Annotated in this window: 17 protein-coding genes; 7 read left to right on the top strand and 10 right to left on the bottom strand. The window is 73.2% G+C overall.

Annotated features, from left to right (window positions below; translation table 11 throughout):
• A partial coding sequence (locus tag MCAG_RS35195; protein ID WP_036375086.1) for a hypothetical protein occupies positions 1–260 on the top strand: 260 nt, incomplete at its 5' end.
• A 146-nt stretch (positions 261–406) separates the two neighbouring features.
• A complete protein-coding gene (locus tag MCAG_RS24580) occupies positions 407–841 on the top strand; it encodes a hypothetical protein (RefSeq protein WP_007075661.1) in 435 nt (144 codons plus the stop codon).
• Between the two features lie 111 nt (positions 842–952).
• Here MCAG_RS24580 and MCAG_RS24575 read toward each other — a convergent pair whose 3' ends face one another.
• Entirely contained in the window at positions 953–1,918 is a 966-nt protein-coding gene (locus tag MCAG_RS24575) for a DUF389 domain-containing protein (protein WP_050778052.1), read from the bottom strand.
• 452 nt (positions 1,919–2,370) lie between these two features.
• Between MCAG_RS24575 and MCAG_RS24570 the strand changes: the two genes are divergently transcribed.
• The 3 genes from MCAG_RS24570 to MCAG_RS24560 are packed head-to-tail and all read left to right on the top strand — an operon-like array spanning position 2,371 to position 4,834.
• The gene (locus MCAG_RS24570; RefSeq protein WP_007075659.1) at positions 2,371–3,012 is read left to right on the top strand and encodes a sugar transferase; all 642 of its coding nucleotides are present in this window, start codon (positions 2,371–2,373) and stop codon (positions 3,010–3,012) included.
• Positions 3,009–3,653 (top strand): NeuD/PglB/VioB family sugar acetyltransferase, encoded by a 645-nt coding sequence (locus MCAG_RS24565; protein ID WP_036375084.1) that lies wholly within the window; start codon positions 3,009–3,011, stop codon positions 3,651–3,653. Before MCAG_RS24570 ends, MCAG_RS24565 begins: the two co-directional genes overlap by 4 nt.
• Complete coding sequence (locus MCAG_RS24560) at positions 3,650–4,834, top strand: glycosyltransferase family 4 protein (protein ID WP_036375081.1); 1,185 nt, start codon at positions 3,650–3,652, stop codon at positions 4,832–4,834. Before MCAG_RS24565 ends, MCAG_RS24560 begins: the two co-directional genes overlap by 4 nt.
• 127 nt (positions 4,835–4,961) lie before the next feature.
• On the opposite strand, the gene MCAG_RS24555 is transcribed toward MCAG_RS24560, so the two are convergent.
• The 4 genes from MCAG_RS24555 to MCAG_RS24540 all read right to left on the bottom strand — a co-directional run bounded on the left by MCAG_RS24555 (position 4,962) and on the right by MCAG_RS24540 (position 8,942).
• Positions 4,962–5,951, bottom strand: a complete 990-nt coding sequence (locus MCAG_RS24555; RefSeq protein WP_007075657.1) for an NAD(P)-dependent oxidoreductase — start codon at positions 5,949–5,951, stop codon at positions 4,962–4,964.
• The gene (locus MCAG_RS24550) at positions 5,948–7,273 is read right to left on the bottom strand and encodes a nucleotide sugar dehydrogenase (protein WP_157548207.1); all 1,326 of its coding nucleotides are present in this window, start codon (positions 7,271–7,273) and stop codon (positions 5,948–5,950) included. Before MCAG_RS24550 ends, MCAG_RS24555 begins: the two co-directional genes overlap by 4 nt.
• A gap of 62 nt (positions 7,274–7,335) precedes the next feature.
• Complete coding sequence (locus MCAG_RS24545; protein WP_036375078.1) at positions 7,336–8,217, bottom strand: NAD(P)-dependent oxidoreductase; 882 nt, start codon at positions 8,215–8,217, stop codon at positions 7,336–7,338.
• A complete protein-coding gene (locus MCAG_RS24540; protein ID WP_007075654.1) occupies positions 8,214–8,942 on the bottom strand; it encodes a sugar phosphate nucleotidyltransferase in 729 nt (242 codons plus the stop codon). The genes MCAG_RS24545 and MCAG_RS24540 overlap by 4 nt, the downstream gene beginning before the upstream one ends.
• A 290-nt stretch (positions 8,943–9,232) precedes the next feature.
• On the opposite strand from MCAG_RS24540, the gene MCAG_RS24535 reads away from it, so the two are divergent.
• The gene (locus tag MCAG_RS24535; RefSeq protein WP_036375071.1) at positions 9,233–10,756 is read left to right on the top strand and encodes a hypothetical protein; all 1,524 of its coding nucleotides are present in this window, start codon (positions 9,233–9,235) and stop codon (positions 10,754–10,756) included.
• A gap of 61 nt (positions 10,757–10,817) precedes the next feature.
• Entirely contained in the window at positions 10,818–11,993 is a 1,176-nt protein-coding gene (locus MCAG_RS29860) for a glycosyltransferase family 4 protein (protein ID WP_007075652.1), read from the top strand.
• A 28-nt stretch (positions 11,994–12,021) separates the two neighbouring features.
• Here MCAG_RS29860 and wecB read toward each other — a convergent pair whose 3' ends face one another.
• The 5 genes from wecB to MCAG_RS24505 all read right to left on the bottom strand — a co-directional run bounded on the left by wecB (position 12,022) and on the right by MCAG_RS24505 (position 18,150).
• Positions 12,022–13,164 (bottom strand): non-hydrolyzing UDP-N-acetylglucosamine 2-epimerase, encoded by a 1,143-nt coding sequence (wecB, locus tag MCAG_RS24525; RefSeq protein WP_036377952.1) that lies wholly within the window; start codon positions 13,162–13,164, stop codon positions 12,022–12,024.
• Positions 13,165–13,217: 53 nt separating this feature from the next.
• Complete coding sequence (locus MCAG_RS24520) at positions 13,218–14,315, bottom strand: NAD-dependent epimerase/dehydratase family protein (RefSeq protein WP_232290268.1); 1,098 nt, start codon at positions 14,313–14,315, stop codon at positions 13,218–13,220.
• 2 nt (positions 14,316–14,317) lie between these two features.
• Entirely contained in the window at positions 14,318–15,358 is a 1,041-nt protein-coding gene (locus tag MCAG_RS24515) for a polysaccharide biosynthesis protein (RefSeq protein ID WP_007075649.1), read from the bottom strand.
• 111 nt (positions 15,359–15,469) lie between these two features.
• A complete protein-coding gene (locus MCAG_RS24510; protein ID WP_007075648.1) occupies positions 15,470–16,669 on the bottom strand; it encodes a glycosyltransferase in 1,200 nt (399 codons plus the stop codon).
• Entirely contained in the window at positions 16,666–18,150 is a 1,485-nt protein-coding gene (locus MCAG_RS24505; protein ID WP_007075647.1) for a lipopolysaccharide biosynthesis protein, read from the bottom strand. The genes MCAG_RS24510 and MCAG_RS24505 overlap by 4 nt, the downstream gene beginning before the upstream one ends.

The raw sequence follows: 18,150 nt of genomic DNA, 5'->3' as shown, positions 1-18,150 counted from the left end.
CGAGGCCGGGCGGGGTGGCCCCGAGAGTGGGCGCGGCGGCGCGTGAGGGCGGGCGGCGCGAGCGCGGCGGGCCCCGGGGTGAGCAACCCGGCGGGCGCGGCGGCGCGCGGGCAGGCCAGACCGGCGGCCAGGGGCGCGGCGGTTCGCGGGACGGGCAGGGGCGCGGCGGGCCGCAGCAGCGGCAGGGCCGGGGCGGCGGGGCTCCCGCGCCGGTCAACGACGCGATGGCCGAGGCGCTGCGCCGCGCCGGGCTGGCCTGACCGACGCGAAAACGGGTGCCGTGGGGCCCCCGGCACCCGTTCCCGCCCCGGCAGCACCGGACGGATGGCTTCCCGGGTACGCGGTCGCGCCGCGCACCCGGGACCGTGGCCGCGAGGAGGCGCGCGGGTCGCGTACCGTCGCTCGGGTGGGTGAGGACGACGGCCTCGCATGGCGGGAGCGGCAGCGGCGGGCGGTCCGCGCGCACGCCGAGGCGGACGGGCGGCGGCGGGCGGCCGAGCAGGCCGGGGCGGCGCAGATCGTGGCATGGTTCGTGGCCGAGGCGACTCGACGCGGTCTCCCGACGACCCGGCTGCACGCCCGGTCGTACGACGGCCGGGGCCGCTACCGCACCCAGCTCACCGGCTGGTACGTCGACCGGGCCCGCACCCGGGCGGTGGACACCGCCGGGCGGTGGTATCTGCTGACCGTCCCCGCGAGCCTGCGCGCCCTGGTCCTCGGGGCCGATCCGCCGCCCTCCCCCGCTCCCCTGATCGTCGGCGAGGGCGGGCGCGACGGCGAGTCGATCCCGCTGCGTGACCTGCTCGCCCGGCTGCTGGACGAGGGTGCCGGCCCGGGCTGACGGGGCGCCGGCCCGGGCCGGCGAGGGTCGATCGCTTGCTGACGCGGGGGCCGATGCCGGCCGACGGGGGCTGTAGCCCCGGGCTCACCGGGCGGTCGCGCCGCCCCGTGGTCAGCGGCCAGCCCCGTCCGCCCGGGCCGTCCGGCGGCGGAACCGCCGGGACAAGCGCCACCACGAAAGCTGCTGTACGGCGAGGGTCGCCAGGCCGGACAGCACGATCGCGCACAGGTTGATCACCAGTTGGAGCGCGGATCCGGCCGCCTCCTGCCACACCCCGTAGGCGACGGCGACCGCGACGTTCGCGGCGGCCGGAACGGTGGTGACCGAGATCAGCACGCCGACGAGCGAGCCGGACTTCTTCGAGGTCAGCGAGAGCATCCCGGCCACGCCGGCCAGCAGGCCGACCACCCAGGACAGCGCGTCGGGCCGCCAGATGAAGTCGGTCAGCGGCCGGTCGGCCAGCAGCATCCCACGGTTCACCAGGCCGGCGGCGGTCAGTGCCCAGGTGCTCAGCACGGTGGCCAGCATCGCGGCCAGGAAGCCCACCGCGAGGGCCTGCACCGAGCGGCCGATGATCGCGGGCCTGCGGCGCAGCAACGCCACGCAGAGGGCGGCGAGCGGGCCGAACTCGGGGCCGACCACCATCGCGCCGACGATCAGGATCGGCTGGTCGAGCAGCACACCGATGCCGGCGATCATGGTGGCCACCACGATCAGCACCAGATACGTCGCGGAGAGTTCGGTCTGCTCGCCGGTCTTGGCGGCGACCTCGTCCCAGACGACCGCGTCCGCGCCGCTGCCCGGCACCTCCTTGGCGGCCCGGTCGGCAGCGGCGGACAGCGTCAGCTCCACGTCGTCGGCGGCGATGCCGCCGTGTGCCTCGACGCCGAGTCGTTGCAGGTCGTGCAGGATGGCGTCGGCCCGCTCGCGGACCACGTCGCAGAGAACGAGATCGCCCCGGGGCAGGCGGGCCGCGCCGGGCAGGACCACCAGGTGGGTCACGCCGGGGTCCCCGCCGAGCAGATCCACCACTGCCGACGACTGGTCCGGCGGCGCGATCACCCGCAGATGCAGCACAGCTCGCTCCCCAGGAGGTGGGCCGGGCCGGACGCCCCGCCGCAGCACCATATACCCGTTCGGTGTTCCCCGGGCCGCCGCCGGCCGTGGGCCGTAACGCGGCACGTCGCACGGGGTTAGTCGGATGGGGATCACGCGTGACGGCCCCATGTCGGTCCCCGCGCCGTCGGCCATCCTCCACCGCTTGCTGCGCCACCTCGGTGCCGGCTCCGCCACGCCGGCGGGCCTGCCCGCCGAGCGCTGAGGCGCTCGCGCCCGACGCCGCCCGTCGAAGCACCGCCGTCGCGACCACTTTGGCCATTGGGCCTTCTATTGTGATCAAAGCTGATAAAAGTGGAATACCGTATGAATCCCCCACAGGAGTCCACCATGAGCGCTCACCGTCCCGCAGCCCGGCCTCGCGCCACGTCCTTCTCCTTCAGGGCGTGCGAAGAATTCCTGGGAGAACGGGGATGAACCAATACCGCTACGAGCGGATCAAGCGCTTTCTCGACGTGACGGTAGCGGCCCTGGTGCTCGTCCTGGCCGCCCCGGTGATGGCGGCGACCGCCCTCGCCATCGCCCTGACCATGGGCCGACCGGTCCTGTTCCGCCAGCCCCGCCCCGGGCTGCACGGCGAGCTGTTCGAACTGGTCAAGTTCCGGTCCATGCGGGCCGAGGGCGACCCGCTGTCCCCCGCCCACGACGCCGCGCGGATCACCCCGCTGGGCCGTTGGCTGCGGGCCACGAGCCTGGACGAGCTTCCCTCGCTGTGGAACGTGCTGCGGGGCGAGATGAGCCTCGTCGGGCCGCGTCCCCTGCTCCCCCAGTACGTGCAGCGCTACACCGCCGAGCAGTTCCGCCGGCACGAGGTCCGTCCGGGCGTCACCGGCCTGCAACAGGTACGCGGACGCAACGCTCTCGGCTGGGAGGAACGCTTCGTACTCGACGTCTGGTACGTCGACCACCGCAGCCTCCTGTTGGACCTGCGCATCCTCGCCTGGACGGTGGTCACCGTCCTCCGCCGGGACGGCATCACGGCACCCGGCAGCGCGACCGCCCACGAGTACCGGGGCGTACCGGTGCCCGACCGTGTGAGGGAGCCGGCCCGGTGAGCCCGGAACTGGTGATCGTCGGGTGCGGCGGCCACGGCCGGGAGATCCTAGGCATCGTCCGGGCGGTCAACGACGCGGCACCCGGCGGCCCCGTCTGGCACGTCCGGGGGTTCGTCGACGACAACCCGGCGGAGGAGAACCGCAAGCGGGTGCAGCGGCTCGGCGTGCCGTGGCTCGGCCCGGTGTCGACCCTGGCCGACGCCGGGGGCGCGCACGTCGTGGTCGGCATCGGCGACCCACGGGCGCGCGGGCGGGTTGCCCACCGGATCGACTCGTACGGGCTGCCGGCGGCGGTGCTGGTCCATCCGGATGCCACCCTCGGCCCGGACGCGCGTGTCGGCGAGGGAACGGTGCTGTTCGCCGGTGCCCGGGTGACCACCAACGTGGACCTCGGCCGGCACGTACACCTGAACCAGAACGTGACGGTGGGCCACGACTGCGTCTTCGGCGACCACGTCTCGGTCAATCCGCTGGCCGCCGTCTCCGGCGACTGCCGGCTCGACGCGGAGGTGCTGATCGGGGCGGGCGCGGTGGTCCTGGAGGGACGCCGCGTGGGCGCTGGCGCGACGGTCGGCGCGGCGGCCTGCGTGGTGCGCGACGTGCCGGCCGGCGTGGTGGTGAAGGGGGTGCCGGCGAGGTGAGGGTCGTCGTCACCACCGAGTACCGCTACGCCATGACGCCCGACGGTCGGGTCTGGACCACTCACGCGCACGGCTACGACGTCTGGCGGCGCTACCTCACGGCCTTCGACGAGGTACGCGTGGTGGCCCGGGTCGCCGCAGCGCCCCAGGTGCCGAAGACGGCGCTGCGGGTGGACGGCCCCGGGGTCACGGTGCACCCGGTGCCGCACTACGTCGGGCCGCAGCAGTACCTGCGCCAGCGGGTGCCCATCGGCCGCGCCATGGCGACCGCGGCCGGACGCGACGACGCGGTGATCCTGCGCGTGCCCTCCGCACTCGGCTCCCTGCTGGCCGGCGTCCGCCGCCGGCACGGCCTGCCGTACGCCCTGGAGGTGGTGGGCGATCCGTACGACGTGCTCGCGCCGGGGGTGGTCCGCCATCCGCTGCGGCCCCTGCTGCGCCAGCGCTTCGCCACCCGGCTGCGCCGGGAGTGCGGCTCGGCGGTCGCCGTCTCCTACGTGACCGCGGACTACCTCCAGGCCCGCTACCCGGCGGCCCCGCACGCCCCGACGGCCAACGTGTCGAGCATCGACCTGCCGCCCGAGGCGTTCGCCCCCGGCCCGCGTGTCGTCCGGGCCAACTCCAAGCGTGGGCACACGCTCATCTCGATCGGTACGCTGGACCAGCTCTACAAGGGCGTCGACACCCTCGTCGAGGCGGTGGCGGTGCTGGTGTCCTCCGGGGTCGACGTCCGGCTCGTCCACGCCGGTGACGGGCGGTTCGCCGGGCACCTGAAGGGCCTGGCCGAGGCGCGGGGCGTCGCGGACCGGGTGACGTTCGCCGGCTGGGTGGCGCCGGGTGCGCCGCTGCGTGCCCGCCTCGACGCGGCTGACCTGGCGGTCATGCCGTCGCGGACCGAGGGGCTTCCCCGCGCGCTGATCGAGGCGATGGCCCGCGCGCTTCCGGCGATCGGCACGGCCGTCGGCGGAATCCCGGAGCTGCTGTCCCGCGAGGACCTGGTCCGCCCCGACGATCCCGACGCGCTTGCGGGGGCGATCGCCGGGATGCTGGCCGACCCGGATCGGATGACGGTCGCCTCGGCCCGCAACCTGGCCCGGGCCCGGCACTACTCCCGGGACTTTCTGGAGCCCCGGCGGCACGCCTTCTACCAGTCGGTCCGCGAGGCCACGGACCGGCGGTGAGCCCTCCGCCTCCGCGCGCCGGTGGACCGCACCGCCGGCGCGTCCGATCGTCGGCGGCCCCCACCCGGTCACGAAACGCGGCGGTGGCGGGAGCCGACCGCTCCCGCCACCGCCACCAACCCGCACTTCACCAGTGGCGGCTGCCCGCCGTGCCGGCACGCCACGCGCGGTACCAGTCGAAGGTCCGGCGGACCCCGTCCTCCAGCGGCACCGTCGGCTCGAAGCCGGTCAGCCGGCGCAGCGTCGCCAGGTCCGGGCAGCGGCGGTGCACCGACCCGGGCGGCGCGGGCATCGGTTGCAGGGCCGGTGCCGCGTCGGCGACCCGCAGCACCAGCTTGGCCAGGTCGCCGATGTTGGTCTGCTCGGCGTCGTTGCCGATGTGCACGATCTCGCCGGCCGCGGCCGGGCAGCGCATGAGCCGCAGCACCGCCTCGACCGCGTCGTCGACATGGCAGAACGCGCGGTACTGGTCGGCGCCCCACACCCGGAACGGGTCCTCCCCGTCGAGGGCGCGCAGCGACATCTCCGGGATGACGTGGTCCGTGCCCATCCTCGGGCCGTACACGTTGTGGAAGCGCCCGACCGTGGCGGCGCACCGCCGGGCGCGGGCGGCGTGCACGAAGGCGGCCTCGCCGAGCAGCTTGCTGATGGCGTACGAGAACCGGGGCGACGTGACGTCGGTGATCATGACGGGGACGTCCTCGGCGGTCGGCACCGGCACGACGCGGGCGTCGACGCCACCGGCGTACACCTCGCTGGTGGAGCTGAAGAAGACCCGGTCGCCGGGCTCGACCCAGTCCAGCAGGTGCAGCGCCGTCAGAGTGTTGACCCGGATCACCCGCGCCGGATCGGCCTCGACGTTGCGCACCCCGACCACGGCGGCGAGCAGGTAGATCTCGTCGCAGCCACGCGGCAGCGCCGCCCACGCCCGCGGCCGGGTCAGGTCCGCCGAGACGACCTCGACGGCCGGGTCGGCACGCAGCGCGCCGAGGCGCTCGTCGTCGCGGCCCCGGGAGAAGTCGTCGACGACGACCACCCGGTACCCGTCGGCAAGCAGTCGCTCGGTCAGGTGCACGCCGATGAAGCCGGCACCGCCGAGGACGAGTGCCCGCGTCACGCCGTCACCCGGCCGGTGGGGGCGGCGGCGCGCGGCGCGGGAAGGTACCCGATGCCGGCGTACCGCGCGCCGGCGGCGGTCACCGCAGCCTCGTCGAGGATCCGCCAGGAGTCGTAGACGATGCCCGCCCCGCCGGCTGCGAGCAGCCCGCCGACCTCCAGCGCCCGGTAGTCGGGGTGGTCGTTGACCACGAGCACCGCGTCGCTGTCGCTGAACGCCTTGTCCAGGCTGGTCGGCTCGCCGCCGTAGGCCCGGATCACCTGGCCGGGCACCATCGGGTCGTGACCGAGCACGACCAGCCCGGCCGCCTGGAAGACCGGCATCATCGCGGCGATGGGCGTGCCCCGCATGTCGTCGGTGGGGGGCCAACCCTTGTACGCCCAGCCCAGCACGGCCAGCCGGGCACCGGTGGTGTCGCCGCGCCGCTGCCGGATCAACTCCACGACGGTCTCGGCGACGTGCACCGGCAGGTGCTCGTTGAGCCGCCGGGCCGCCCCGACCAGGAAGGCGCCGTCGTCACCGGCGCTGGACACCATCAGGTACGGATCCTTCGACAGGCAGCCGCCGCCGACGTACCCGGGCCGGCTCAGGTCCGGCCGGGGATAGTCGAGATTGGCGGCCCGGATCACCTCAAGCGGGTCTAGGCCGTGCCGCTCGGCGATCAACGCCACCTCGTTGCCGAACGAGTAGATCAGGTCGGTGTGGCAGTTGTTCGAGAGCTTGACCAGTTCGGCGGCCTCCAGACTGGACACCGGGACGGTCTGCCGGGCGAGCCCGCCGAACAGCTCCAGCCCGGCGTGGAGGCTCTCGTCGTCCAGGCCGCCGACGACCTGGGGCAGCTCGACCAGTTCCCGCAACGCCTGCCCCTGGATGGTCCGTTCCGGCGCCATCACCAGCAGCGCCCGCCCCCACGCCCCGGTCAGCGCCGGCAGCACCACCCGCCGGCTCGTCCCGACGGGGACGGTGCTGCGGACGACCACCAGGGTTTGCGGGCCGCACCAGCGGGCCACCTGTCCGGCCGCCGCCGCGAGGTTGGTCAGTTCGGGCCGTCGGGACCGCTCGTCCACCGGCGTGGAGACGCTGAGCACCACCGCGTCGAGGTCCGCCGGCAGTCTGTCGTCGACGAACACCGATCGGCCGGCATGCTCGGCAAACACCTCGGCGATGCCCGGCTCGAAGATGTGCGGGCGGCCGTCGCGCAACGCCGCTCGCACCTCCGGGTTCGCGTCCACCCCGTGAACCTCGAACCCCTTGCGCGCCAGCGCGGCGGCCAGCGTCAGCCCGACGTAGCCGAGGCCGACGATCCCTATCCTGCGATACACGTTCTTCTCTTCCCCTCGTTTGTCGTGCTCGGTGCACCGGTCCGCCCACGCGGGCGGACCGCTCAGGCGCCCGCCCCGGCCCAGCTCGCCTTGACCGACTCGGCGAGGTCGTACGAGGGCGTCCAGCCCAGGTCGCGCGCGGCTCGGGAGATGTCGCCGCACATCCAGTCGACCGCCGCCGATCGGCCCGGAGCCGGCTGGTTCTCGCGCACCCCGCCGGTGAAGCCGGCCACCTCCACCATCAGCCGGACCGCCTCCCGGACCGGCACGGCCCGGCCGCTGGCGACGTTGTAGACCCGCTCCGGCAGCCGTCGCGCCCGGACGGCGGCGACCACCGCGGCGGCCACGTCCCGGACGTCGACGAAGTCCCGGTGGGCCGACAGCGGGCCGACGGTGACCGGGCCGCCGGGCGGCGTGGCGCGGCGCAGCAGCGTGGCGACCCGGCCGAGCACGGTGTCGGCGGACAGGCCGGGGCCGATCGGGTTGAACACCCGCAGCGTGACTCCGTCCACCCGGCGCGCGGCAGCGGCCAACTCGACCAGCCGGGTGGCGGTCAGGTGGGTCAGGCCGTACTCGCTCACCGGGCGCGCCTCGTCGCTCTCGGCGGCGGCGTGCCCGTGCGGCACCGGCCCGTACTCGCCGGCGGAGCCGATCCGGACCAGCCGCGCGCCGGGGGCGTGGGCCGCGACGGCCTCGACGAGTTTCGCGGTCACCGACACGTTCGCCGCGACGAGTTCGTCAACCCGCCCGTCCATCCGGCCGGTGCAGGCCACCACCGCGTCGGGCCGGCAGGCGCGCAGCAGCGCGCCCAGTTCGTCGACGCCGCAGGCGACGAGGTCGAGGTCGCGCCGGCCGGGGCAGACCAGCGCCGCGTGCGGGTGGAGGGCGGCGCGGACGTGCCCGCCGATGAATCCGGAGCCGCCGAATACCAGGACGGTGGTCACACCGGCTCCGGGGTACGCGGGGACAGCAGGATCGGCCGGAGCCGCTCGAACGCCCGGTTTGCCTCGTCGTAGTCCTCCGGCCGGCCGATGTCGAGCCAGTACCCGTCGAACGGGTAGCTCGCCGGCGGCTCGCCGCGGTCGAGCAGGTCCAACACGAGTTGGTCGAAGCCGAACGCGAGGCCCTCGGGGTACGCGGCGATGGTGCGCGCCGACAGGCCGTAGACGCCCATGCTGACGCGGTAGTCGAGGACGGGCTTCTCGCTGAACTCGACCACCCGGCCGTCCTCGACCGACAGCACCCCAAAGTCGATCTTCACGGTGCGGCGGAAGGTCGCCACGGTCAGCGGGGCCCCCGAGGCGGCGTGGGTACGCAGCAGGTCGCCGTAGTCCAGATCGGTGAGCACGTCCCCGTTCATCACCAGGAAGTGCTCGGGCAACCGGTCGCGGATGCCGAACAATGGCCCGATCGTCGACAGGGGGACGCTCTCCTCCACGTACCGCACGCGCAGCCCGAACCGGGCACCGTCGCCGACGAAGGCCCGAATCAGCGAGCCGAGATGGTTGATCGCCAGGGTGACGTCGGTGAACCCGCAACGTGCGAGCTGGTGCAGGACGATCTCCAGGATCGCGTGGCTGTCCCCGATCGGCACCAGCGGCTTCGGCAGCGAGGTCGTGTACGGCTTGAGCCGCGTTCCCTTGCCGCCGGCCATGATCACTACATGCATCTCTTCATCCGATCCGTCCGCCGCTGCCGGCGCCCCGGCCGCCGGCAGGCGTGAGCCGGTTGCCGCCGGGCGATACGCCCCCGTAACACCCATCGCAACGACCGAACAGCGCCAGAGAAACGCCCATAACAGACCATTTGCCCACTTTTGCTCGATATGGTCTCCGGCCACCCGGACGGAGCTACCTGAGCCCTCGACCCGTCGCGCTGAGTAACGTTCCCGGCCCGGACCTGGTTAGAGGGGTGTCGACGCCACCTGCCCACCCACCGTCGCCGCACGAGGAGGATCCGATGACGACCCTGGCTGGTCCCGCCACACGACCCGTCGACGCGTACGGCGCGACCGGGCCGGTGACCACGGGGAAGCCGGTGGACGACAATGTGTTGGCCGGGGTTCTCGTGACGTCGTTGAGCATCGCGCTGCTGGTGTGCCTACCGGACCTGCGCCACTGGTTCATGGTTCCCACGACCCTGACCGGCATCCTCATCGGCGCCGAGGCGCTCAGGTGGTTCCGCCGGGACACCGACGTGTTCGACCCCCGGGCCTGCGCGGGCCTGCTGGGGCTCCAGTTCCTCTACCTCGCGCCGATCTTGAACGTGGCCTTCAACGAGTGGGTGACGGGGGTCTACGACCAACCGGCCTGGCGCGACGCGCTCGGCGCGCTCGGCATCCTCAACGCGGTCGGCACGGGCCTCTACCGGGTGGTGCTCGCCCTCCCCCGCCGGCCACGCCGCCGGCCACGCCGGGTCCGCGCGATGAACATGCCCACCTTCTACCTGGCGGGCCTGGCCCTGGCAGTGCTCAGCATCGCCGCCATGGGCTACGAGATCGCCATCTTCGGCGGCCTCGACGGCTTCGTCGACACGATGGCCGACCAGGCGAACCGGGTCAAGGACATGACCGGGCTCGGCCCCCTCATCGTGCTCGCCGAGGCGTTTCCCTACCTCGTCTTCACCCTCGTGCTCGTCCGCTGGCGGAAGACGTTCGCCCGGCGCACCGTCCTGCTGGTCCTGCTCGTGCTCGCGCTGACCGTGACCCAGTTCTTCATCGGCGGGCTCAAGGGCAGTCGCAGCAGCACGCTCTGGCCGCTGCTGCTGGCCCTCGTCCTCGTCAACGTCACGGTCCGACGGGTGCCCCGCAAGGTCCTCGCCATGGTGGGGGTCCTCGTCTTCGCCTTCATCTACCTGTACGCCTTCTACAAGCTGGGCGGCACCAAGGCCATCGACGAGATCCGGCGGGCCGGCACGATCCAGGGCGCGGTGTCGGACACGGGGCGGGACATGCCGATGCTGCTCACCGCGGACCTGGGCCGGGCCGACATCCAGGGTGTCATCCTGCACCGCTACCTCGACGGCCAGTTCGAGCCGGTGCTCGGGGCGACCTATGCCAACGCGTGGTTCATGTTCCTGCCCGACGGCCTCTTTCCCAACGTGCCAGCCAGCAAGGTCGATGTGGGATCGCGGATCCTCTACAACCCGCTCTACCCGGAGGGACGGGGCGATTCAAGCAAGATCTACGGCATGGCCGGCGAGGGCATCATCAACTTCGGCCTGGTCGGCGGCGTGCTCTCCTTCGTGGCCTTCGGTCTCGTCATCCGAGCCGTCCAGGGCTACTACACGGCGGCCGTGGACGCGCCGGAGCTGGTGCCGAAGCTGATCGCACCCTCGGTGTGGGTTCTCGTCACCACCCAGGGTTCGGACCTCGACAACATCCTGTTCTGCCTCTGCAAGTACTCCATGCCGGTGATCCTGCTGGTGTGGCTGGCCTGCCGGTTCGGCCCCCACCGCAGACGCCCGCTGCCCGCGGTGCCCTGACGCCCGACGGCCTGGCGCACGGCACCGCCCGGCCGGCCCCACTGCCGAGCAAGGAGTTCCCATGACCCTCGCGGACCCGACCGGAACCCGTCCGTCCCAGCACCGTCCACGGGAGTCGGCGCCGGCCGTCCGGGTCCTCCACGTCGTCGGGCGCCTCGACCGGGGGGGCATCGAGACGGCCTCGCTGGACATCTGCCGCACCGTGCCGCCCGAACAGGCGCACCAGACCTTCGTCACCCTGGACGACTCGGAGGGGTCGCTGGCGCCGGCCTACCGGGCCGCCGGGGCCGCCGTCCTGCGGTGTCCGGTCCGTCCGCTCGCCCTGTTGCCCCTGCGGATCTGGCGCTGCCTCCGCGCCACCCGTCCCGACGTGGTCGTGTCCCACATCAGCCTGTTCAGCGCGGTGGTCCTGGCCGCCGCCCGGGTCAACCGGGTGCCGGTACGGATCGCCCGGATCTGGAGCGAGGGCGACAGCAAGCCGGCCTCGCTGCGGCGTCGGCTCCTGCGCGGACTGTGCAGGGCCGTGCTGGCGCACGCCGCGACCGACGTCCTCGGGGTGACGGCCGCGGCGCTCGACTTCGCCGGGCCCCGGCCGAACGACCGCCGGTACCGGGTGCTGTACAACGGCGTGGACACCGCCAGGACCGACGGCTGGGACCGCGCCGACGCCCGACGGCGGTGGAACCTGCCGGACGACGTCCCGGTGCTCGGCTACCTCGGTCGGGCCGACCCCGTGAAGAACCGCCCCTTCCTCGTCGAGGTGCACCGCGCCGCGAGAGCGCGTCGCCCCGGCACCAGGCTGCTGGTCGCCGGCCCGCTGGGCACCGGCGACCTGACCACCGCGCATCCGGGCGTCGACCGCGACCCGCACGTCGTGCTCGCCGGGGAGGTGGAGGAGATCGGTTCGGTGCTGCACGCAGCCGACGTGCTGCTGCTGCCCTCCATCCGGGAGGGCCTGCCCGGTGTGGTGCTCGAAGCGCTGGCGGTCGGTGTTCCGGTCGTGGCGAACGACCTGCGGTGCCTACGGGAGCTGTCCACCCTCGTCACGGGGCTGACCCTGGTGCCACTGAGCGCCGGGCCGCAGGTCTGGGCGCGGGCCGCGCTGGAACAGGCCGGCATGGCCGACGCTCAGCGCGCCGAACTCGCCCGCGTGCTACGCGATTCACCACTCACTCTTCACCACGTCGCGCGACAGTGGTGCCGACTGTGGCGGGTCGACCGGGTCCCCGTGTCGTGACGAGCCGCCGCCGGCCGGCGGCGGCTCGTCACCGCGTGGGCTGGAGCCTGGGGCGGATCCCGGCCCAGTCGTGGTGTCGGCGCACGGTCGACAGAATGAAGTCGACCACCCGACGGGAGGTGTCCCCCACCTGGTAGTCCGCCGGGCACGGCACGCCGTGCGCGGCCACCTGCTCGACGGTGAGGGCGACCGCCTCGACGACGCCCACCGGGTCCAGCCCGGTCATGATGATGCCGCCGGCGTCCAGCGCCTCCGGGCGCTCGATCGACTCCCGCAGCGTCACGGCGGGAAAGCCGAGGATGGCGGATTCCTCGCTGATCGTGCCGCTGTCCGACAGGGTGCACCGCGCCTGGGTCTGTAGGCGTACGTAGTCGAGAAACCCGAACGGCTCGTGGAAGTCGATGGCGTCGAGCGCCACGTCGGCGGCGGAGATCGCCTCCAGCCGCTTACGGGTACGCGGGTGGGTGGACACGAGCACCGGCAGCCGCCAGGTGTCCCGGACGGCGGCCAGGCAGTCCAGCAGGCGCCGCAGCCTCGCCGGGTCGTCGACGTTCTCCTCGCGGTGGGCGCTGACCACGAAGTACCCTCCCGGTTCGAGGCCCAGCCGATCGAGCACCGAGGAGGCGTCGACGGCGGCGCGGTGGTGTTCCAGCACCTCGCGCATGGGCGAACCGGTGTGCAGGACGCGGCGCGGGTGCAGCCCCTCGGCGAGCAGGTTGCGACGGGCGTGCTCCGTGTAGACCAGGTTGAAGTCGGCGACGTGGTCGACCATGCGCCGGTTGGTCTCCTCGGGCACGTTGAGGTCGAAGCAGCGGTTGCCGGCCTCCATGTGATAGACCGGCACCCGCATCCGGCGGGCGATCAGCGCCGCGATGCAGCTGTTCGTGTCGCCGAGCACCAACAGGGCGTCCGGGCGGTACTCCTCGATCGCCGCCTCCACACCGACCAGCACCCCGCCGAGCACCCGGCCGAGGGACGACGTGTCCACCCGCAGGAACCGATCGGGGCGGCGCAGCCGCAGGTCACTGAAGAACACGTCGGACAGCGCCGGGTCCCAGTTCTGCCCGGTGTGCACGAGGACGTGGTCCACCGTCCGGTCCAGCAGATCGAGCACCCGGGACAGCCGGATGATCTCCGGTCGGGTGCCGACCACCGTCATCACCCTGGTCATCAGGGCCACCTCCGTCGTTCGATCCCCGGACCCCCGGCTGCTCACGCCGCGCTCTACGCGGCGGCCACGGGCTCCGGGTAGGTGTCCGGCCGGGCCGGGTCGAAAAGGTCGTTCGTCCAGAAGAGGGTGAGCAGGTCCTCGTCACCGGTGTTGGTGATGTCGTGCGCCCACATCGTCGGCATGTCCACCACGACCGGCTCGGCCCCGTCGACCGGGAACCGGACCAGCCGCCGCTGGCCGACCCGGCGGAGCCTGATCTCGGCGCGTCCGCGCAGCACGACGAAGCGCTCGACCTTGGCGAGGTGGAAGTGCTGCCCCCGGGTGACGCCGGGGCGGGTGGCCGAGCAGAACGTCTGCCCCCCGCCACCGTGGGTCCTGACGGCCTCCACCAGTTCACCCCGGTGGTCGACGCGGCGGACGAGCGGCATCGGGTAGCACGCCGGGAAGAGGTGCGAGCGGTAGGTGTTGAACAGCCGCACGTCGTGCCGGTCGGCCAGCGACGGGAGTTCTCCCCCGCGATAGGTCGCCGCGAACCCGGCCAGCCGGTCGGCGAGGGCGCGGACGCTGATCCGCAGCGCCGGCATCGAGGCGTCCCAGACCCCGGCCGGCGGGGCGTCGAGCAGCGCGGCCGCGGCGTCGGTGACGTGCACGAGGCGCAGCTCGCGGTCGTCGCGCAGCTCGGGTTCCCCGCCGTCGGCGAGAACCCGGCAGAACGTCGCCGTGACCGAGTTGTAGAACGGCCGCCCGTGCTCGCCGTACAGGTGCGGCAGGCGGTGGTCGACGAGCTGGCAGCCGGCGGCGGCCCCGGCCAGGATCGCCGCCGCCGCCGCCTTCGAGTCGCCGTAGGGGGTGCCGTTGCCGGCCTGGGTGGTGTTCGCGTACACCAGGGTCTTCGGTGGTTGCGCGCAGCGGCGCAGGCCGCGCACGAGCGCCTCGGCGACGGCGACGTTGCCGGCCGCCACCTCGGTCGGCTCCCCACGGTTGACCCCGGCCAGGTGCAGCACCCGGTCGACGCCCCGCAGCCGGTCGGCCAGAACGGCCGCGTCGGCCAGGTCGGCCCGGCCGATCAGGACGGGATCGGGCCAGCCGAGCGCGCGCAGGAGCACCCGGGTGTGCCAGCCGAGGAAGCCCTCTGCGCCGGTGATCGCCACCCTCACGAGGTCAGCGCCGGTTCGCGCAGGGCCAGCTCCGCGCGGACCTCGGGCAGGGTGCGCAGCAGCGCCACGATCTCCGGTACGGTCAGTCGCCGCGCGTTCGCGGAGGTGAAGTCCTCGGCCGGGCGCCCGCCGAGGATCCCCTCGGTCACGTACGCCGCGTAGTTGAGGTCGCGGGCGTCGACCGGCACCCGGTAGAAGTCGCCGAAGTCCTCGGCCCGCGCCAGCTCCTCTCGGCTGGCCAGCGTCTCGTGCTGCTTCTCGCCGTGCCGCACCCCGATTACGTCGTACTTGGCCGGCACGTCGAAGAGCTGGCACAGGGCGACGACCAGGTCGCCGATGGCGCAGGCGGCGGCCTTGCGGACGAAGATGTCGCCGGCCCGCGCGTGCGCGAAGGCGTGCTCGACCAGTTCCACCGAGTCGGCCAGGGACATCAGGAACCGGGTCATCGCGGGGTTGGTCACCGTTGGCATCGCGCCGGCCTTGATCTGTTCGATGAACAGCGGGATCACCGAGCCGCGGGAGTACATGACGTTGCCGTAGCGGACGCAGGACACGACGGTGCCGCCGCCCGGGTTGGCCCGGGCGTGCGCCTGGGCGACCTTCTCCATGATCGCCTTGGTCAGGCCCATGGCGTTGATCGGGTGGACGGCCTTGTCCGTGCTGAGCACCACCACTGAGCGGACGCCGTTGCGGGTGGCCGCCTCGATGAGGTTCGCGCTGCCCAGCACGTTGGTGCGGACGGCCTCCAGCGGAAAGAACTCGCACGACGGCACCTGCTTGAGCGCGGCGGCGTGGAAGACGAAGTCGACCCTTCGGCAGGCGCGCTCCACGCTGTCGTAGTCGCGCACGTCGCCGACGTGGTAGCTCACCCGCTCGTCGCCGAGGGCGCGGCGCATCACGTCCTGCTTGGCCTCGTCCCGGCTGAACACCCGGACCTCGCCCACACCCCGATCGAGCAGCCGCCGGGTCATCGTCCGGCCGAACGAGCCGGTCCCCCCGGTGATCAACACCCGACGCCCCGCTGTCGTTGGGTTCATCAGCGTTCCCCGTCCCCGACCTTGTTCGGACTGTCGTTCGTCGCTGGGATCAACGACCCAGACCACAGCCAGTCACGCAATAGCACTAAAAGGTACATATTGCACTCAGGGTCAGTGCCGGACCGAGTCCAGGAAATCGGTCAGCGCCCGTGCGTGGATCCGGAAGTCGAACGCCTCCAGCGCCCGTCGGCGAGCGGCCTTGCGCATGAGGCACCGATCCTCCACGCTCAGCCGCAGCGCCCGGTGCAGGGTCTCGACGAGACCGTCCACGGAGTGGTCGGGGCAGACCAGCCCCTCGACCCCGTCCGTCAGGTACTCACCCAGGTCGCTGGTCAGGTTGGCGATGACCGGCGTGCCGTTGGCCAGGCTCTCGCCGAACTTCGTGGGGAACCCGGCCCGGTTGAAGCGCGTCGGCGGGCGCAGCAGCACGCTGAAGTCCGCCTCCCGGACCTCGGCCCACACCTCCTGCTGCGGCAGCCGACCCAGCACCCGCACGCCGGCCGGCACCGGCTCGCCCCCGAGCAGTTCGCGGACCCGCTCGACGGTGGGACCCACGACCCGCAACTCGACCCGGTACCCGGCCCTGTTCACCTGCCGAACCGCCCGCACGATGGTGGCGACGAGGTCCTTGCGGCCCGGATCCCCCGCGTACACGAGGCGGACGGCATCGCCCTCGTCTGGCCGGCGGTCGGCGAGGCCGGCCAGCCCGCGCGCGTCAAGTGTCGGCGGCACCCGCAGAACCGGCAGGCCGTACCCCCGAAAGTGGTCGCTCAGGTAGGAGCTGACCGCGATGACGCCGGCACAGCGCGGGTAGTGGTACCGGAACGCCAGCAGCGCGCTGAGGTACGGCGGGGCGAACCGGCCACCCCGGAGCTGCTCGGGGCTGTACCGGTCCACCACGTCGGCGATCACGGGCACCGCGTTCCGACGACACCAGCTCCGCAGGCGCGCGGCGTACGGGGCGTCACCGTTGTAGAGCACGACATGACTTGGCCTCGTGGGCCGACTGTCCAGCCAGCGCACCGTCCGCGCCCCCCAGCTCCACCACGCCCGCACCGCCTTGTCGATCTTTCCCGCCCCAACCGGCGGGATCTCGCCCATCCCGAGGTAGGACACCGAGCCGGGCCCTACCGCCTCGGGCAGCGGGGTCAGCCCTGGACCGTGCTCGCCGCAGGCGACGACGACGTGGCGCCCCGCCGCCGCGAGCGAGCAGGCGATGCCGTGGACCCGCCGGGAACTCGCCTGGCCCCAGGGAAACCGGAAGGGACCGACAATCGCCACCCAGTCCGCCCGGTCGGCCGTCTGCGTCATGGTCTCGATCTCCGTTCCTGGCGGACTCCGGTGGCGGCGCTGCCCTGCTCAACGGCGTGCCCCACGGACGGACTCGCCGGGTGGGGGCTGTCGTACCGCGCGAGCGTCCGCCGGTAGCCGTACAGCCCGGCGGGCAGCACGGTCAGCGCGTACACGGCGGTGCCGACGAAGGGGATGGCCGCGATGCCGTACGCCTCGACGGCGTGCCACTTGGCCACCGCGGCGACGGCGACGTAGGCGATCAGCCCGACCATCTGCGGGCGGACCACCCCGGCAGCGTTCTGGACCATCATCAGGGCCGAGAACGAGCCGATCAGCAGAAACCACAGTGCGAGGCCGCCGAGCAGCCACCGGTTCCCGTCCAGCGGCACCGGCAGCCAGACGGCGAACAGTCGATCACCCGCCACCACCAGGCCGATCGCCGGCGGCACGGTGGCGAGCAGGGAGAGCACGACCATCCGACGGACCGTCCGCCGGATCCAGGACAGGTCGCCGCGGGCCAGGGCGTCACCGTTGGCCGACCAGAGCGGCAGGTTGAGCATCGTCACGAGCGCGCCGAGCAGGAGGGCCAGCCGAGCCGGCACCGCGTACGCGGTGACACTCTGCGGTCCGAGGGTGTGCGTGATGATCAGATTGTCCATGTTGGTGGACAGCCCGGTCAGGACGGTCACCAGGAAGAACATCCCGCCGAGGCGGAGCAGCGCGGCCCCCAGCCTGCGGTCGACCGCGCCGATCCCCGGCCGTAGTCCGGGCATCCGCCGGCCGTAGACCCACACGCTGTTCGTCAGGTTGGCCAGCAGCGGCCCCGCCGACGCGGCGGCGACGACCGCGACGGCCGGCAGCCCGAGCCACGCCACGAGCAGCACGAGGGGGACCGTCGCCAGGGCGCCCGCCCCCTGCCACAGGTTGCTCTCGCCCACCTGCTGGTAGGCGTACTGCACACGGACCACCAGGGCCAGCGGGATGTTCACCAGGAACGAGGTGAGGCAGATCAGGACCACGGCCCGGGTCTCCGCGGGGTCCACCGCCCCCGCCACGTTGAACAGCGACGTCCACGGCACCAGCCAGGCCAGCGACCACAGCAGCGCGCACAGCACCACGGCCACGGCGGTGAGCACCGCGTAGGCGGTGGAGACGTACCCGCGCGCGCGGGCCGTGTCACCGCTGGCGTAACAGGGCGCGAGCTTGGTCATCAACCCCGCGCCGAGGCCCAGGTCCGCGAAGGCCGCCATCCCCGTCAGGGCGAGCACCGCCATCCACAGTCCGTAGCGCTCCGCGCCCAGCCGGGACAGGCAGATCGGGATGAGGAGCACCGGCGCCAGCAGGCCGGCACCCCGGGCGAGGCCGGCGGTGAGGACACCGGCGGCGAGCCGGCGGCTACGGCCGGCCCCGGCGGGCGGCTCGGCGACGGGCACCCGCGTGCCGGAATCCGGCGGCCCCTCGGGTGCGACGGTCCCCAGCGCCGAGTGGGGATCCGGCAT

The sequence above is a fragment of the Micromonospora sp. ATCC 39149 genome (genome assembly GCF_000158815.1).
GTDB lineage: Bacteria > Actinomycetota > Actinomycetes > Mycobacteriales > Micromonosporaceae > Micromonospora.
The sequence above is the reverse complement of the archived record's forward strand: the minus strand, read 5'-3'. Positions and strand labels throughout refer to the sequence as shown.

What these genes read in the sequence shown, in the direction of transcription:
- MCAG_RS24540 (WP_007075654.1), bottom strand. Translation starts at nt 8,942, where the DNA reads ATGCATGTAGTGATCATGGCCGGCGGCAAGGGAACGCGGCTCAAGCCG.
- MCAG_RS24515 (WP_007075649.1), bottom strand. Translation starts at nt 15,358, where the DNA reads ATGAACCCAACGACAGCGGGGCGTCGGGTGTTGATCACCGGGGGGACC.
- MCAG_RS24535 (WP_036375071.1), top strand. Translation starts at nt 9,233, where the DNA reads ATGACGACCCTGGCTGGTCCCGCCACACGACCCGTCGACGCGTACGGC.
- MCAG_RS29860 (WP_007075652.1), top strand. Translation starts at nt 10,818, where the DNA reads ATGACCCTCGCGGACCCGACCGGAACCCGTCCGTCCCAGCACCGTCCA.
- MCAG_RS24510 (WP_007075648.1), bottom strand. Translation starts at nt 16,669, where the DNA reads ATGACGCAGACGGCCGACCGGGCGGACTGGGTGGCGATTGTCGGTCCC.
- wecB (WP_036377952.1), bottom strand. Translation starts at nt 13,164, where the DNA reads ATGACCAGGGTGATGACGGTGGTCGGCACCCGACCGGAGATCATCCGG.
- MCAG_RS24570 (WP_007075659.1), top strand. Translation starts at nt 2,371, where the DNA reads ATGAACCAATACCGCTACGAGCGGATCAAGCGCTTTCTCGACGTGACG.
- MCAG_RS24505 (WP_007075647.1), bottom strand. Translation starts at nt 18,150, where the DNA reads ATGCCGGATCCCCACTCGGCGCTGGGGACCGTCGCACCCGAGGGGCCG.